We start from the raw sequence: 15,949 nt of genomic DNA on the forward strand, positions 1-15,949 counted from the left end.
CTGGACGTGGACATCCGCGTTTCCACCCCTGCCACAGCGCTGCTCAGCGATGACAGCGGGAAGGTGACAGGCGCCGTCGTGCGTTCTCCTGAGGGTGAGCTCCGGATCAACGCGAGCCGCGGCGTGGTGCTGGCAACCGGGGGCTTCCCCAACGATGTTCAGCGTCGAAAGGAACTGTTCCCCAAGACGCCCACCGGCCGGGAGCACTGGACGCTTTCCCCGCAGGAGACCACTGGCGACGGCATTAGCCTGGCAACGTCGGTGGGTGCGCGTTTCAACACCGACGTGAAGTCGCCCGCTGCGTGGTGTCCGGTGTCGCTGGTGCCGTACCGCAACGGCCGGACCGGGGTGTTTCCGCACATCATGGACCGTGCCAAGCCCGGCAGCATCGGTGTCCGCGCGGATGGAAAACGGTTCGTGAACGAAGCCAACGGCTACTACGACTACGTGGAGGCGCTCCTGGCCGCGACGCCGGAAGGTGCCACCGTGGAGTCGTGGCAGATCGCGGACAGCCGGTTCGTGCGCAGGTTCCCGCTGGGCATGGCCAAACCGCTGCCCGTCCCGCTGTTCCCCTACCTGCGATCCGGGTACCTCATCAAGGGCCGGACGTTGGAGGAGCTTGCCACGAAATGCGGAATCGACCCCGCGGAGTTGCGCCGCACAGTGGAGAGGTTCAATGCCAACGCCCGGGACGGCGTCGACCCTGACTTCGAGCGCGGCGGGACAGCCTTCAACCGCTACGGCGGAGATCCCACCCACCAACCAAACCCGTCATTGGGCCCCATCGAGAGGGGCCCGTTTTACGCCGTCCGGGTGGTTCCGGGGAGCTTTGGCACCTTCGCCGGGATCGAAACTGACGGCAGGTCACGGGCGCTCAACGACGACGGCGAACCGATCTCCGGCCTGTACGTCGCGGGGAATGACCAAACCAACGTCATGGGTGGGCACTATCCCGCAGGCGGCATCAACCTCGGGCCCGCGCTGACGTTCGGGTACATTGCAGGCCGCCATCTTGCCGGGGTGGACAGCTATGAGGACGGCACGCGCGCGGCCGCCGAGGTCACGCTGTAGCGAAACGTTGTGAGGCCTGCTGTACAGGGTTTAGCGCAGGAATTGCGCGCAGAGCAGGCCTCGCAACGCGGGGTGATTGTTGCGCGCTACCCTCCCGTGAGGCGCGGGAGGGTCGGCACCGGGGTGGTGGGTGCCGGAGTGGAAGGTGCCGGCGGGGGAGCAGGTGCCGCGAAAGGACCGCCGGGGTAGAGGGCCGTGGCCTCCACCATATAGTTGGCCCATTGCGGCCCGGCGATCATGTAACCGTCCAAGGACTTGTAGAACTTGCCGTTAATGGTGACGTTCTGCCCCGCGCGCTGCTGTCCCGCCGTCGTATCCCCAAAGAACGACGCCGTGGCAAGTGCCGTTGTGTAGCCGGCAACCCACGTGGCTCCATTGTTGTTGGATGTGCCGGTCTTGGCAGCTACCGGGACCTTGGTGTGGACCTTGGGCTCGATCCACACCCCGGAACCCATCTTCAACACATCCTGCAGGACGGCATTGACACCACGGGCCACCGATGGTTTGACGGCCTCCCGGCACTCCGGTGTTTGGGCTTCGAATTGGCGTCCTTGGGAGTCGCTGATCCCGGTGATGGCGATGGGGGCGCAGTACGTGCCGTCATTGGCGAATGTGGCGTAAGCACTCGCCAAGACCAGCGGTGCAACGCCGATGGAGCCCAGCAGGTTGCCGATCTGGTGCATGTTCACCGGGGCGTTGTCCAAGCCGCTGTGCAAGCCCACGGTGTCCACCATCTTCTGGATACCGCAGAAGTCCAACTGGGCTGCGGTGGCAAAGGTGGCGGTGTTGATGGAGTTGTAAAGGCCGTAATTGATGGGCATGGGGCGGTAGTACCCGGGATCGTTGTTTTGCAGGTCGTCGTCTGCGCCCAGGTTCTGTGCTTTCTGGGCGCTGCTGTAGCCGCCCATGACTTTGCCGCAGCTGGATCGCCAGGGGAACCCGACGGGGTAGACCCTGCGTGAGGCGTCAACTGTGGCGGTGGGGTGCTTGCCTTGGTTGAGCCATTCGGCGTAGATGAACGGCTTCATGGTGGAGCCCGGCTGGAAGCCCCCTGCACCGTTGAGGTCGTACCCGTTCCCGTCCTTGGCATCGACGTTGAAGTTCAGCTGGGTGTCGTACTTCCCTTCCTGCGGGACAAAGACCGTGTTCTGTGCCATCGCCAGGATCTTCCCGGTGCCCGGCTGCACGGTGGTCATGGCCGCGCCCCATTTATCCGGGTTCTCCCCGGCAGAGGCGTCCACTTGGGCCTGGGCAACGGCTTGGAGCCTGCTGTCCAAGGTGGTGGTGATGGTGAGCCCGCCGCGGTAGAGCAGGCGCTCGCGTTCATTGACAGTGGATCCATAGGTCTCGTCGTTGAGAATCAGGTGCGAGACGTAGTCGCAGAAGTAGGTGGCGATCGAAGCGCCCGCGCAGCCCTGACGTGAAGGCGTGATGTTCAGCTCTATAGGCGTTGCCACCGCCACGCCGTGGTCCACCGGGGTGATCTTGCCCTGTTCCACCATCCGGTCAAGGACGAGGTTGCGCCGCTTCAACGCCGCATCCGGGTCCACAGTGGGATCGTAGATACTGGGTCCGTTGACCAGGCCGGCAAGGAGGGCGGCCTGCGGCAGGGTCAAGTCTTTTGCCGACGTGCTGAAGAAATAGCGTGACGCGGCTTCAATGCCGTAGGCATCCCGGTTGAAGAAGACGATGTTCAGGTACCCCTCAAGGATCTGCTCCTTGTTGAACCGCTTTTCCAGTTCGAGGGCCAGCTTGATCTCACGGAGCTTATCTCCCATGGTCTTTTGGCCGCTGAGTACCACGTCTTCCGGACGGCCCTCGGACAATCGTGACTCGTTCAGCACGTTGGTGACGTATTGCTGCGTCAACGTGGAGGCCCCTTGGCGTGTGCCTTTGGTGAGGTTGGAGCTCAACGCCCGGATGATGCCCTGCGCGTCCACCCCGGCGTGATCGTAAAAACGGCTGTCTTCGATGGCCACGATCGCCTCGCGGATGAAGGGCGACATCTCCTCCAAGGGCACCTTGACCCGGTTTTCCGCGTAGAAGGTGGCGATGTGCTGGCCGTCCGCGGAAACCACCGTGCTGGAAAGGGATGGGGAATCGACGTTCAGTTCGCTCGGGAGGTCTTCATAGAACCCGATCGAGCCGCCCACGGTGGTGCTGGTGAATGCCACCACGGGGACCACCAGCCCGGAGATCAACACACCGCAGAGGATGCTCACGAAGAAGTACCCGAAGACCCTGAGAAGGACCTTGCCGAGACCTGCCTTTGGACCCTTGTTCTGCGCCATTTTCGTGCCAATCCGTCCGGGATGTCAGGCTGAAAAGTAGCTACAGAATACGTCCGGGAAACCGGTTGGGCCATGGCTGGGAGGCCAAAAAAGGTCCCAAATCGGACTCAATCCAGCGGTAGCGTGACCCGCACACTGGTGCCCCGCCCTGGGGCGGAGTCAATGTCTACTGTCCCGCCGGCGTCGTGCACTGCGATGGACATCAACAACAGGCCGAAACCGTGCCGCCGGCCGCTGGGTGCCGCATGGATTTCGAATCCTGTGCCATCGTCAGTGATGGTGAGCTGGATGCCGTGGTAAACGGCGTTGAGGCGAACGGTGAGCTCGCTGGCGTCGGCGTAGTTCAGGGTGTTGCTGAAGGTCTCCTGCGCCACGTGATAGAGGAGGGCCGCGGCCGAGGACGAGATCTCGATGCCGTGATGCGGGGTGTGCCAGTGGACGGTGATGCCGGTCCGCCGCAGCGGCGCGGCGAGCCGATCAATGCATCCGGCGACGCCCAAAGCGTAAAAATCCACGGGGTGCTGGTCCTGGATGATGCCCTTGACGGCAACAACCTCACTGAGTGCTGATGAATGCTCCATTGCGTCCCCCACATCGTTGTCTTTCATACTTGAGATTCGTTGCCGAAACCCCTCGGTATGGGTGCTCCGACTGATTCCAGCGTGGCGCCGCTATATCAAGGAACCTTTTCGATTGGCTCAAGTTCGCATCAAGTTTGCGGGGCAGGCTTGCAGGGGCGGCGCACGTGGCCCGGTGGACGCCAAAACAGCGCCCGACGACGGCAGGCGAGTGTCGTCGTCGGGCGCTGAATGGTGAGGGCTACCTCCTCTGGTGGCTACCTCCTCCGGTGAAAGGCGGTGAGCACCAGCCGGCACGCACCTGTGACCGGAAGTTCATCGCTGCCGAACGGGGTGTGGCTTCGCTACCCACTTTGACCGTTCAGCTCGCTAAATGAAAACCAAAAAGGTTGATTTCAGCCAGAAAAGCCATCAAAGGGGGTGACGTAGCCACGGGCCATCGGCCACTCTTGGGGAGTCGAACCTACCGGCGGCCGCCACCACCTCCCGGCCCCTGGGCCTGGGTGTACTGGCCAGCGGTGACGGTTCCCTGCTCCTGTGCCCCGTCAGTGGAACCCGTGGTCAGGCCGGCTCCGGCATCGGCGCTGCCCCCGGTATACACCGTGTAGCTTTCACCCTCGGTGATCGCGGAGGACGAGAACACCAAGGAGGCAATGGTCTTGGTGACCACGAAGGTGGCAACCACAGTGCCGGAGGAATCTACAATGTGCACCGGAGTTCCGGCCGACACGGAAGAATCGAAGGTCACTTGCACCCCTGACTGCGTGGACGACGTCCCAGGGGTGACCGCCATGCCTGCGCTGCCTGCTGCGGCCACGGTTCCGCCACTGACTACCAGCTCGCCGTTTACATCCAGAGCACCGTTGCCGTCGTTGGTGGGACCGTTGACCACCACGGTTCCGCCAGAAATGTTGGCACTGCCGTTGGAGTCCAGGCCATCGCCTTCGGAGTTGATGGTCAGTGTTCCGCCGGATACGTCAACGGAGTAGTCGCCTGCCGCCATCTCGCCGCCGCCCATGCCCCCGGGTCCTCCCATGCCGCCGCCCATGCCACCCGCCGCGCCGGCGTCAGTGGCCGCGGAGGTGGACGACCCTCCCGAGGCGTTGACGCCGTCGTCGTTCGCAGTGACGGTGACGTCGCCCCCGGAGATGGCGATGTGCTGTGCCTCCAGCCCTTCCTCCGACTCGGCAACGGTGACGGTCCCGCCGGAAACGGTGAGGGTGTTGAACGCCTTCACGCCGTCGTCGCCGGCGTTGACGGTCAGCGAGCCACCGCTGACCAGCAGCCAGCCCCGGCCCTCGTCCGTCTCGTTGTCCGCCTTCACGCCGTCCCCGCCCGCGGTCACCTGGTAGGCGCCGTCCAGCAGGACGGTGTAGTCCTTGCCGCGGATGCCGTCGTCCACCGCGTCCACGGTAACCTTGCCGGCGGCCATCACCAGGCCGTCCTTGGACACGATGCCGTCGTTGGATTTCCCGTTGACGGTGAGGGAACCGGTTCCGGCGATGGTGAGGTCGGCCATGGAGTAGAGCGCCGCGTTGGGGGCGTCGTCGCCTTGGTCGGCATAGGTGGTGGCGTCGGTCAGGGTGTTGGTGCTGCCGTCTTCCAGGTACACGATCGCCTCATCCGCGCTCTGCACCACGAACGGCGAACCGTTGGAGTTGCCCAGTTCAACGCCGTCCAGAATGATGCGCACCGTGTCTTCCTCGCCCGCCGCTACTACGATGTGGCCGTCGCTCAGCGAGCCGCTGAGGCGGTAGGTTCCGGCCGCACTGATGGTGACGGTATCGCCGTCTACCGCCACGCCGGTGGAGCCCGACGACGTCACTTTGCTGCCGTCGTCGGCCAGGCTGATGGCCACTTCGGTTGCGGCGTCCCACGTGAGGTCGTCGTTGTCGTAATGGGTGTCTTCCTCGACGGTGGCTGCGGTGACCGCCTGCTGGGTGGTGTTTGTGGTGGTGTTGCTTGAGGTGGTGCCGGTGGGCGTGGAGCTGGTGGCGGCAGTGGAGCAGCCGGCCAACGATACGGCCAGGGCCACGGCGGCAACGGAAAGGGAGGTACGGAAAGAGCGCATAGTGGTTTCCTAAGTCTGTGGAGGGAAAGTCAGCGGACGGGATGTCAGCAGGCAGGACGCAGGGGCATCCTGCGCCGGAGTGTTTGGTTCCAACGGTTGGCTGGGAGCTCGGGATGGAGCGCGGCCATGCCGGTGGCGAATTTGGAGATGCGGCACGGCCGGACGCCGTGCGCCCACAGATGCCGGTCCAGCGGACCCGGAGCCGAACCGGATTTTGTCTCCACCACCACGGCGTCATCCAGCACCCACGGCTGGCCGTTGGGGCTTTGCCAGATGACGTCGGAGTCGATGGTCGCGCGGCTTCCGGATTCGGGGAGGAACAGTGTGGTGCGGTTGTAGCGTGTGGACAGTACCGGCTCAAGGGGGCCAAAGTGTACGTCCCCGAGGACCGCGGCCAGGGTCTCATTGACGTAGGCCAACCCTTCGTCCGTCAGATGTTCACGGTGGCCCAACTCGTACGGAATCCGCTCTTTGACTGTGGCCTCGCGCGCGCCTTCGGTCTTGACTTCCAGGAAGCTGGCCCCGCTGTCCAGGTAGGTTCGTGTGCGGATCTTGAACCTCCTGCGGCGGCCATGGGCTGCCAGCATGTAGCTGTCCAGGGCGGGGGTATCGAAATAGACGGAGTCGTAGGCAAACGTGCGGTTCCCGTCCATTTCCAGCACCCGGGCCTCGGCGCCGAACGTGCTGAGGATCTTCCGGGCAGTGGCCGGCGGCACCAGATACTTGCGGTCAACCCGGGTCAGCAGCGCAGCCTCCGTGGTGAGTTCTTCAAGCCCGACGGCGGGCAGCTGGCTCAGTTGCGGCATGACCGGTTCGGCATCGACCCGGCTCACGCCACACCTGCCGAAGTGGGCACGGATGGCTGGGTGGGTACGGATGGCTGTGCTTGCTGCGGGGACTGTGCCGGAAGTACTGGATGCGACGGCAGTTCCTGGGGCGCGGGCGAGAGTGCGCCGGCGGGCTGAACGAAACCCAACTGCGCGTGCCGTGGCTGTTGTGGGCGGACCGCATACCGGACGTCCACAACGGTCTTGTCATTGACCAAATCGAGTTCCTGGATGGTGGCCGAATGCACGGTGCCGTTGAGGACTTCCTCCAGCCGGGCGTAGAGCTCGGGTTCGTTGGTGATGGCGCGGTCCAGGACCACCATCTGGTGCCGGTAGGAGGGCAGTACCCGTGGGTTGTCGCCAACGAACATCACCAGGAGGACCAGCGCCATGAGGGCCAGGGTCAGCCAGAGCGGCTCCACCCCGATGCCCGCGATCAAGCCCAATGCCAGTGCCGAGAAGTAGTAGGCCACTTCGTGCTGGGCCAGTTCGGTGGACCGGAGCCGGATGATGGAGAGGACACCGAACAGGCCTAATCCCAGCCCAACGCCGGCAGCCGACCCGGACAAGGCCGTGGCAACTGCCAGGACGCCAACGTTCATGCCCAAATACGAGACCACCAGGTCACGGCGCCGGTGGCGGCGGAGGTAGAGGGCCAGGGTCAAAATGGTGATGGCGGCCAGGTCTGCCGCGATGAGGATGATGGTGTTCATCAGTTACTCCGGAATCTCTTGGGGGATTGATCTCCACTTTTCCCGGGCATGCTGTGCTGAAACTGTGCCGGGACCAAGGCGGGGATATGTGTTTGGCTGCGGGCCGTTTCCGATGCGTCGCTGCGGGCCTTGCGGGCGAACAGGAAGCGTTGCTGCACGGCATAGCTGATACCCAGCAGGGTCACTTCCGTGACGAGTTTGGCCGGTACGTCCGGGACGGCCAGGGAGATGAGGGCAGCCATGGCAGCGTAGTTGGCGGCCAGCAGGACAGCTACCAGGGACGCGTATCCGGTGGCCGCAGCACGTAGCGGGGTGTCCTTGCCATGCTCAAAGACCAGCCGGCGATTGACCAGGAAGTTCACCGAGGCACTGAGCAGCCGGGCTCCCACCACGGCCACCAGGAGGGAATCAGTCAGCGCGTTCAACACCAGGAACATCACCATGTCCACCACGAACGCGGACAACGATGATCCCAGGAACTTCAGTAGCGGTGCGTAGATCCTCAGGGAGTCGGCCACCGGACGAAAGTGTGAGCCGGAGTTGTGGTCCAGATAGACGGTTGCGATCTCCACGGATTCGACGCCGTAGCCGGCCTGTTTCGCCTCGAGCAGCAGATTGAGTTCGTACTCATAGCGCCGACCACGGACTGACAGCAGCCACGGGAGCATGTCAGCCCGGTATCCCCGCAGGCCCGTTTGCGTATCGGCGACCCGTTGCCCTGTTGCCAGCCTGAACAGGGCCCGGGTTACCGTGTTGCCAAACTTGCTGCGGGCCGGGACATCACCGGTGAAGTTCCGGCAGCCAAGGACCATCGACGCCGGGACCTGGCGGACGCGGTCGGCCACGGCCAGGATATCGGCCACGGCGTGCTGGCCATCGCTGTCCGCGCACACCACGTCCTGCCCCGGGAAACGTTCTGCAATGAAGGCGAAACCACTCTTGAGGGCGTGTCCCTTGCCACCGTTCACGGCGTAACTGAGCACATGGCACCCAAGCCGGGCGGCGTCGTCGAACGTTTGTTGGTAATCCGGTCCGGAGCCGTCGTCCACCACCACGATGGTCAGGTCCGCTTCCTGAAGGTTGCGGACAAGTGCGGTGAGCTGGTGGTCCGGCTCGTAGGCCGGTATCAGAATGATCATGACTGGGCGATGTAGAGGATGTCGGAGGTGCCGCGCTCTTTGTTCTCGCCGAGCGGGTTGTTCACCAGGGAGCCGTTGAAATACATGGTGGAGGAACCGCCGCCGTCGATGTTGTACGCGGTGGTTGCGCCGAGGTCCTTCATGATCCCGGCCAGTCCGGTCATGGTCACGCCTGCTGAGTAGCCGGGGCTGCGGCCGTCCACCACCACGAACACCAGATGGTTCTGCTCAATGACGCCGACTGCGGTGCGGGGCTGCTCGCCCTGAATGGAGTGGTTGCCGAAGTTGGTATCAACCTCCACGTCCTCGATGCCGGAGGCGATCTCCCCGTTCTCCAGCAGCGACGGTCCGAACGAGAGCGTGTTCCACACGCCGTCGGCGACGAGTTGCTCAGCGCTGGTGGTGGTCTCGTCATAGACCTTGACGGTCCCGTCCTTATAGAAAGCCAGGCCCTGCCGTGCGCCCTCATCCCGGTACACCACGCCGTTGCGGATCACGATGCCCGTATCCCGGAAACCGTAGTAATCGCCGTTGATGGCGAAAATGGCGTTGTGGTCCTCCGCGATCGCGGACGTGGTTTCGGTGATGTTCTCGCCATAGGTGTCCTCGGCGAACGCCGACTTCAGCGTGGTTGCATCATCAAGCACGACGTCGGCAACGTAGTACGTCACGGCATCGTCGCCGCTGCCGGTGGTCACCGTGGAGATAGTGACGCCGGTGTCGCCCGAGGTGTAGGAGGTATCGGTGACCACGGCGCTCGCCGCCGTCTCCGCAGAGGCGGCATCCGTCGTCGAGCTTGTTCCGGCTTGGCTGGCTTCGTACTCGCTGACGTTGGTGATTTCCGCATGAGGGACCACGAAACGGTCCAATGCCCAGGCAGTGGCGCCCCCGGCAGAGAGAGTGACCGCCAGAACGGCGGAGATGACGGCGCGCCGTGTCCGGCCGCCCTTACGGTGTTCAATCTGTGGAGGAGTCATGCCCCATTTCTACGGAGCGAGGCTACGCAGGAGGTTTGCCCACCTTATGCGTGGGCTGTGAAGGTTCAGAAGTGGCGGAGATCCGCCTCCCGCGCGGCTTCCTCGATCCGGAACCGATGCGCAGCCCACTCCTCGGAGTTACGGGTGGGAATGTTCGGATCGCCCGGCCTCTGACCTGCGGAACCGTCGATGAGTTCCCTGATGATGTCCGCGTGCCCGGCATGCCTGGCCGTTTCCACGCACATGTGGACCAATATTTGGTGGAGCGTCACGTTCTTCTTCTCCTCGGACCACCATGGCACAACGCCCGGCGCGTCCAAGGGGAGGGACTCGATGGTCTCATCGCTGTGCTTTGCGGAGAAATGGTGCAGCTCCAGGATCTCCTTACGGGTCTCACTTGCAGGGACCCACATATCGGAATCGGGCTCAGCATCCTCGGCCAGCCACGGCAGCTCGCGGCCACTGGGTCGCCCGAACGTCACCCCGAAATAGTCCAGCTCCACGCTGGCCACGTGTTTCACCAGGCCCAGCAGGTTAGTTCCCGTGGGGGTCAGGGGCCGCCGGGCGTCGTACTCGCTGAGGTTCTCCACCTTGGCCAGCAGGTCAGCGCGGCGGAGTCGCAAGTAACCGTGCAGCATCGCTTTGTCATCCATGGGGAGCACTCTACCGAAGGCCCTTCGCGGGGGGCGGGGGGGCGAGAGGGGACCGGGGCCGGGCGGGAGCGCGGGCTCGAGCTCGTGCTCCACCAAGTGCTCCCCCGGGTTCGCGGGAAACCTGCCGGATCGCCCGAACGTTCCGGCGGTGTGGCAGCATTCCCGGCGCCGTGCACGTTTCCCGCGACGTGGCAGGGCAGCCTAAAGGTACGACGCCGGTGCTGCCGCGGGCTTTTGTCGATAACCCCGGGTTCGCCGTATTCGCGGGAAACCTGCCGGATCGCCCGAACGTTCCGGCGGTGTCGCAGCATTCCCGGCGCCGTGCACGTTTCCCGCGACGTGGCAGGGCAGCCTAAAGGTACGACGCCGGTGCTGCCGCGGGCTTTTGTCGATAACCCCGGGTTCGTCAGGTTCGCGGGAAGCGCGCAAGGTCGCATGGAAGCCTACGGCCATTTCGCAGCCTTCCCGCGAACTCGCTTGTCGCAGCCAACCTGACGGTGCCACAGTGAACCATGGCCACAGAAGACGACGTCCGGCGCATCTGCCTGAGCATGCAAGGCGTAACTGAGCGGCCCAGCTGGGGACAACCGGCATGGTTCGCCAAGACCCTCATGGCACGCATCTGGGAAGAGGGCGTGGGCACGGTGAAAACCGATGAACGCGATGCGCTCGCAGCCATGAGCCCCGATACCTTCTTCTGGACCCCGCATCATGAGCAGTCACCCCAGCTCATGCTGGTCCGGCTCGAACGAATCGGCGCGGACGAGCTCGACGAGTTGCTGCAGGAGTCGTACAGAATCGCCGGCGGCCCGGGCAAACCCAACTGAATAGCAGTAAACGGTCCATTGAGAGCTCAATGCGACGTTTGCTGTTACCCAGTTGGGTGCACGCACGCAGGTTAGACTCGGGCTCATGGGGGATAACAACACACTTGGGGAACACAACCAACCGACGCCGGGACGCAAACTCGCAACCGTCGTCGTGCCTTTACTGGGGCTGGTCGCGGTCATCGTGGGGCTGATCGTGGCGTTTAGCAACCAGAGCACGGACTTCGGCTTCGTTGCCTACGCGCCGTTAAGCGACACGCTCTTCCTGGGCAACGGTGTGACGATGGTCAGCCAAGCCAGCCAGGTGGGGCTGGCTGTGACGGTCCTTGGCCTGCTGATGCTCGCCTTCTGGGCGGGACTCGCCACAGGCCGCCGCCGCTGAGTTCGCCGGAAAACGGCGAAATCGCCGGAAAGCTCCAGCGAACTGGCAGCATTCCGGCGATCTCGGCACAAGCAGAAGGAACAGACTAGGTGAGCTTCACCTGGCGGTTCATGTCCTTGTACAGCAGGTAACGGAACTCGCCCGGACCACCGGCGTAGCAAGCCTGCGGGCAGAACGCGCGCAACCACATGAAGTCGCCGGCTTCCACCTCAACCCAGTCGTTGTTCAGCAGGTACATGGCCTTGCCTTCAAGGACGTACAGGCCGTGCTCCATGACGTGGGTCTCCGGGAAGGGGATCACGCCGCCGGGCTGGAAGGTGACGATGTTGACCTGCATGTCGTGCGCCAGGTCGCTGGAATCGGTGAAACGCGTGGTCTTCCAGACGTCGTCCGTGTCCGGCATGGAGGTGGGTTCCACGTCCTTCTCGTTGGTGACGAAGGATTTGGCTTCGAAGCCTTCAAGGCGCTCGTAGGCCTTGCGGATCCAGTGGAAGGAGACGATGTCGTCGGACACGTTTTCCAGGCCCCACTCGGCGCCGGCAGCAAGGTAGGCGTAGCCACCCTCTTCGAGGTGGTGCAGTTCGCCGTCCAGGGTGAGGTTGACCTGGCCCTTGGTGACGAAAATGACGCCTTCAACGCCGGACTCGAACTCCGCCTTGGGAGCCGCGCCGCCCGGTGCGATCTCCACGATCAGCTGGGAGAACGTGGTGGCGAAGCCGGAGATCGGCCGCGCGATGATCCACGAGCGAGTGTTGGAGAAGCCCGGCAGGTTGCTGGTGACGATGTCCGTCATGACGCCCTTGGGGATCACCGTGTAAGCCTCGGTGACGATCGCCCGTTCCGTGGTGAGGTGGGTCTGAGGCGGCAGGCCGCCTTGCGGGTAGTAGTACTTGCCCATGCGAAATGCTCCTATCAGTGGGAAGTCGGTTGTGCGAGCCGCGGGTGCGCCAGTGCGGTCAGCTGTGAAAGTTCGACGCCGGCAAGCGCCTTGACCTCGTCGGTCCCCACTGCGCCGCACTGGACGCCGCGGAGGACGAAGCCGGCCAGGGCGCGGGCGGTGGCGGGCTCGTCCATGACGCCGCCTTCGGTGCGCTCAACATAGTTGCGCAGGCGCAGTGCGGCGGCGGGCAGGCCTTCGCGGTAGAAAGCGTACGACGCCGAGAAGCGGCTGGGGAGCTGGGCGGCGTGGAGATCCCAGCCTTGGTAATAGCCGTTTTCCAGGGACCTGCGGACCAAGCGGCCGTGCAGCTTCCAGGCATCCTCAACACCGTCGCCCACGGGGATGATGTTGGTGGAACCGTCGGAGAGGCGGATGCCCGTTCCGGCGACAGCGAGCTGCATGACTTCCTTGGCGAAATCGGCCACGGGGTGCTCCATGGACTGGTATTCCGCGGAAATGCCCAGCGAGGCGCTGTAATCGTAGGTCCCGTAGTGCAGGGCGCTGATGCGGCCCGGGACAACGTGGGGGAGCTGGGCAACAGGTGAGGTTCCGTCAGCGCCGATGATGAGCTGCGGGGTTTCCACCTGCACCTCAAAGCGGAGCCGGCCGGCGGGGAGTCCGTGGACTTCCTCAAGGCGGGACACTGCATAATCCATGGCCTGAACCTGGGCCACCGTGGTGACCTTGGGCAGGGTGAGGATCAGCCCGGCCGGAAGCTCCCCGGCTTCAACCAGCGTGGAGACGAACAGGTCCAGCGTCTTCAGTCCGCGGGCCCGGGTGGGGGCTTCGAAGCACTTGAAGCGGATGCCGATGAAGGGCGGAGCTGTTCCGGCCGCAACGGCGGTGGCAACAGCCTTGGCGGCAGCAACGGCGTCGGCGTCTTCTGCCTCATCGCCGCGGTCCCCGTAGCCGTCTTCGAAGTCCAAACGCAGGTCCTCGATCGGTTCAGCAGCCAGCTTGGAAGCCACCCGGGAGGCAACAGCGGCAGCGAGGTCGGGCTCCTGGCCCAACAGCCGGCCCAGCTTTTCGAGGCCGCCGTGTGCTTCCGCCGTCGCGAGAGCCTGGGCGCCCCAGTCCGCCACGAAGGTGGGCGTCAAGCGGTCGGCCGGGATGTAGACAGTGTGGATGGGCTGGCGTGAGCCGTCATCGCCCGGGTAATTGCGGTCCAGCAGCTGATCCGTTGCCTCGAGCTGCGACTCGATATGGGCCAGGTCGGAGGACGAGAATGAGCCCATCTCAGCCCACCAGCTCGTACGCGGGAGTGGTGAGGAAGTCCGTGTAATCGTCGGACAAACAGATGTCCTCGATCAGCTTGGAGGCAGGCTCGTAGTACTTCGCGAAGTTCTCGTCGCCGAATTCGATGCGCAGGCGCTCGGTCTCCTCGCCCAGGATGCGGGTAACCAGTTCGCGGGTCACGGTGTTGCCCGTGTCCGCCAGGACGGACTTGTTGCGCAGCTGCTGCCACACCTGTGAACGGGAGATCTCCGCGGTTGCGGCGTCTTCCATGAGGTTGTGGATGGCAACTGCACCGCTGCCGGAGATCCAGACGCCCGTATAAGCGACGGCGACGTACAGGTTCAGCCGCAGGCCGGCTTCCGTGACGGTTCCGCCGGCGGACGCGACGTCGATCAGCTGCTCGGCGGTGACGTTCACCTCGGGGCGTTGCTTGTCCAGCTGATTGGGACGGTCACCCAGCACGGAGTCAAAGACTTCGCGGCAAGTGGGAACCAGGTCCGGGTGGGCAACCCAGGAGCCGTCGAAGCCATCGTTTGCTTCGCGGGTCTTGTCGGCACGGACCTTGTCGAAGGCTGCTGCAGTGACGTCCGGCTGCTTGCGGTTGGGGATGACGGCGGCCATGCCACCCATGGCGAAGGCGCCGCGCTTGTGGCAGGTCTTGACCAGGAGTTCGGTGTACGCGCGCATGAACGGTGCCGTCATGGCAACGGTGGCGCGGTCCGGGAGGACGAACTCCTCGCCGGCATCACGGAAGTACTTGATGATGCTGAACAGGTAATCCCAACGACCGGCGTTCAGGCCCGATGCGTGGTCGCGCAGTTCGTAGAGGATCTCGTCCATCTCGAAGGCTGCGGGGATGGTCTCAATAAGGACCGTGGCGCGGATGCTGCCCTGCGGGATGCCGAGGAAGTCCTGCGCGAACACAAAGACATCGTTCCAGAGGCGGGCCTCAAGGTGGCTCTCCATCTTGGGCAGGTAGTAGTACGGGCCCTGGCCGTTGAGGAGGAGCTGCTTGGCGATGTGGAAGAAGTGCAAGCCGAAGTCCACCAGCGCACCCACGGCGGGTTCGCCGTCGATCAGCAAGTGGCTTTCTTCCATGTGCCAGCCGCGCGGACGGGCCACCACAACGGCCAGGGGAGCGTCGGTGCGCAGGCGGTATTCCTTGCCCTCTGGCGAGGTGTAGCTCAGGGTGCCCTGGGCAGCGTCGCGGAGGTTAAGGATGGCATCGATGACGTTGGGCCAGGTGGGTGTGCTGGCGTCTTCGAGGTCCGCGAGCCACACCTTGGCGCCGGAGTTGAGGGCATTGATGGCCATCTTGGCCGGGGTTGCCGGACCGGTCATCTCAACGCGGCGGTCCTGCAAAGCTGCCGGTGCCTCGGCGACCTTCCAGTCGCCGTCGCGGATTTCCTGCGTTTCCGGGAGGAAGTCCAGGCGGCTTGTGTCGGCCACTTTCTGGCGCTTGACGCCCCGGGCCTGGAGGAGCTCGTTGCGGGTGCCGGCAAAGCGGTTGTGCAGTTCCTCGATGAAGGCCAAAGCCTTGGGGGTGAGGATTTCCTCGGCGCGATCGACCGGCCGGGGATCGGTGACTGTGATAGCCATGTGAGCGGATTCCTTTTTCTAGAGTGCGCTGGCGGCGTTGGCGTGCGCCGCATTTGCCACGGCGGTCGCAACATCGGCGGCAACATGGGGATCGAAGACGCTGGGGATAATGTAACTCGCGTTGAGCTCATCGTCAGCCACCCGGTTGGCAATTGCCTCGGCGGCGGCCACCAGCATGTTCGGGGTGATGTCTGAGGCCCCGGCGTCCAGCAGCCCGCGGAAGAAGCCCGGGAAGGCCAGCACGTTGTTGATCTGGTTCGGGAAGTCGCTGCGTCCGGTGGCAACCACGGCTGCGTGCTTGGACGCAACTACGGGGTCGATTTCCGGCGTGGGGTTGGCCATGGCGAACACGATCGAGTCTTCGGCCATGGAAGCAACCTGCTCTTCGCCGATCACGTGCGGGGCGGAGACGCCAATGAAGACGTCGGCTCCCTTGAGGGCGTCGTGCAGGGTTCCGGAGAAGCCTTCTTCGTTGGTGTTCGCTGCAATCCAGCTGCGGTGTTCGTCGCCGTATTCCTCGCCGGAGTGGATGGCACCGGAGCGGCCGGCGGCGATGATGTGCTGCGCGCCTTGGGCCTTGAGGAGCTGGATGATGGCCGAGCCGGCAGCGCCGACGCCCGACACCACGATCTTGACCTCGGAGAG

Annotated in this window: 15 protein-coding genes; 3 read left to right on the forward strand and 12 right to left on the reverse strand. The window is 64.2% G+C overall.

The genetic code is table 11. The annotated features are described in order from the left end of the window. Window positions 1-1,071 (forward strand): FAD-binding protein (locus tag HP499_RS10750; RefSeq protein WP_172324067.1); only part of this gene is annotated, 1,071 nt, incomplete at its 5' end. 86 nt (window positions 1,072-1,157) lie between these two features. On the opposite strand, the gene HP499_RS10755 is transcribed toward HP499_RS10750, so the two are convergent. The 8 genes from HP499_RS10755 to HP499_RS10790 form a co-directional block, all read right to left on the reverse strand. Further along, window positions 1,158-3,362 carry a transglycosylase domain-containing protein gene (locus HP499_RS10755; protein WP_172324068.1) on the reverse strand — a complete coding sequence of 735 codons (2,205 nt, stop codon included), beginning with the start codon at window positions 3,360-3,362 and terminating at the stop codon, window positions 1,158-1,160. 107 nt (window positions 3,363-3,469) lie between these two features. Beyond that, the gene (locus tag HP499_RS10760; protein ID WP_253951522.1) at window positions 3,470-3,970 is read right to left on the reverse strand and encodes a sensor histidine kinase; all 501 of its coding nucleotides are present in this window, start codon (window positions 3,968-3,970) and stop codon (window positions 3,470-3,472) included. Window positions 3,971-4,403: 433 nt separating this feature from the next. Further along, window positions 4,404-6,011, reverse strand: a complete 1,608-nt coding sequence (locus HP499_RS10765) for a carbohydrate-binding domain-containing protein (RefSeq protein ID WP_172324069.1) — start codon at window positions 6,009-6,011, stop codon at window positions 4,404-4,406. A gap of 44 nt (window positions 6,012-6,055) precedes the next feature. After that, on the reverse strand, window positions 6,056-6,817 hold the full coding sequence (locus tag HP499_RS10770; protein ID WP_172324080.1) for a polyphosphate polymerase domain-containing protein: 762 nt from the start codon (window positions 6,815-6,817) through the stop codon (window positions 6,056-6,058). Window positions 6,818-6,840: 23 nt separating this feature from the next. Continuing rightward, window positions 6,841-7,551 (reverse strand): DUF4956 domain-containing protein, encoded by a 711-nt coding sequence (locus HP499_RS10775; RefSeq protein WP_172324070.1) that lies wholly within the window; start codon window positions 7,549-7,551, stop codon window positions 6,841-6,843. Then, the gene (locus HP499_RS10780) at window positions 7,551-8,690 is read right to left on the reverse strand and encodes a GtrA family protein (protein WP_172324071.1); all 1,140 of its coding nucleotides are present in this window, start codon (window positions 8,688-8,690) and stop codon (window positions 7,551-7,553) included. Before HP499_RS10780 ends, HP499_RS10775 begins: the two co-directional genes overlap by 1 nt. Continuing rightward, window positions 8,687-9,667 (reverse strand): phosphodiester glycosidase family protein, encoded by a 981-nt coding sequence (locus HP499_RS10785; protein ID WP_172324072.1) that lies wholly within the window; start codon window positions 9,665-9,667, stop codon window positions 8,687-8,689. The genes HP499_RS10780 and HP499_RS10785 overlap by 4 nt, the downstream gene beginning before the upstream one ends. 65 nt (window positions 9,668-9,732) lie before the next feature. After that, window positions 9,733-10,320, reverse strand: a complete 588-nt coding sequence (locus HP499_RS10790; protein ID WP_172324073.1) for a DinB family protein — start codon at window positions 10,318-10,320, stop codon at window positions 9,733-9,735. A gap of 512 nt (window positions 10,321-10,832) precedes the next feature. Here HP499_RS10790 and HP499_RS10795 point away from each other — a divergent pair. Continuing rightward, entirely contained in the window at window positions 10,833-11,147 is a 315-nt protein-coding gene (locus HP499_RS10795; RefSeq protein WP_172324074.1) for an MmcQ/YjbR family DNA-binding protein, read from the forward strand. Window positions 11,148-11,232: 85 nt separating this feature from the next. Continuing rightward, window positions 11,233-11,529: a hypothetical protein gene (locus HP499_RS10800; RefSeq protein WP_172324075.1), complete on the forward strand. Its 297-nt coding sequence runs from the start codon at window positions 11,233-11,235 to the stop codon at window positions 11,527-11,529. Between the two features lie 85 nt (window positions 11,530-11,614). On the opposite strand, the gene HP499_RS10805 is transcribed toward HP499_RS10800, so the two are convergent. The 4 genes from HP499_RS10805 to HP499_RS10820 form a co-directional block, all read right to left on the reverse strand. Then, window positions 11,615-12,427, reverse strand: a complete 813-nt coding sequence (locus HP499_RS10805) for a bifunctional allantoicase/(S)-ureidoglycine aminohydrolase (RefSeq protein WP_172324076.1) — start codon at window positions 12,425-12,427, stop codon at window positions 11,615-11,617. Window positions 12,428-12,441: 14 nt separating this feature from the next. Then, the gene (locus HP499_RS10810) at window positions 12,442-13,704 is read right to left on the reverse strand and encodes a DUF6986 family protein (protein WP_172324077.1); all 1,263 of its coding nucleotides are present in this window, start codon (window positions 13,702-13,704) and stop codon (window positions 12,442-12,444) included. 1 nt (window position 13,705) lies between these two features. Continuing rightward, the gene (gene aceB, locus HP499_RS10815; protein WP_172324078.1) at window positions 13,706-15,304 is read right to left on the reverse strand and encodes a malate synthase A; all 1,599 of its coding nucleotides are present in this window, start codon (window positions 15,302-15,304) and stop codon (window positions 13,706-13,708) included. A gap of 18 nt (window positions 15,305-15,322) precedes the next feature. Continuing rightward, window positions 15,323-15,949 (reverse strand): NADP-dependent malic enzyme (locus tag HP499_RS10820; RefSeq protein WP_305849738.1); only part of this gene is annotated, 627 nt, incomplete at its 5' end.

Source organism: Paenarthrobacter sp. CM16 (assembly GCF_013179505.1).
GTDB lineage: Bacteria > Actinomycetota > Actinomycetes > Actinomycetales > Micrococcaceae > Arthrobacter.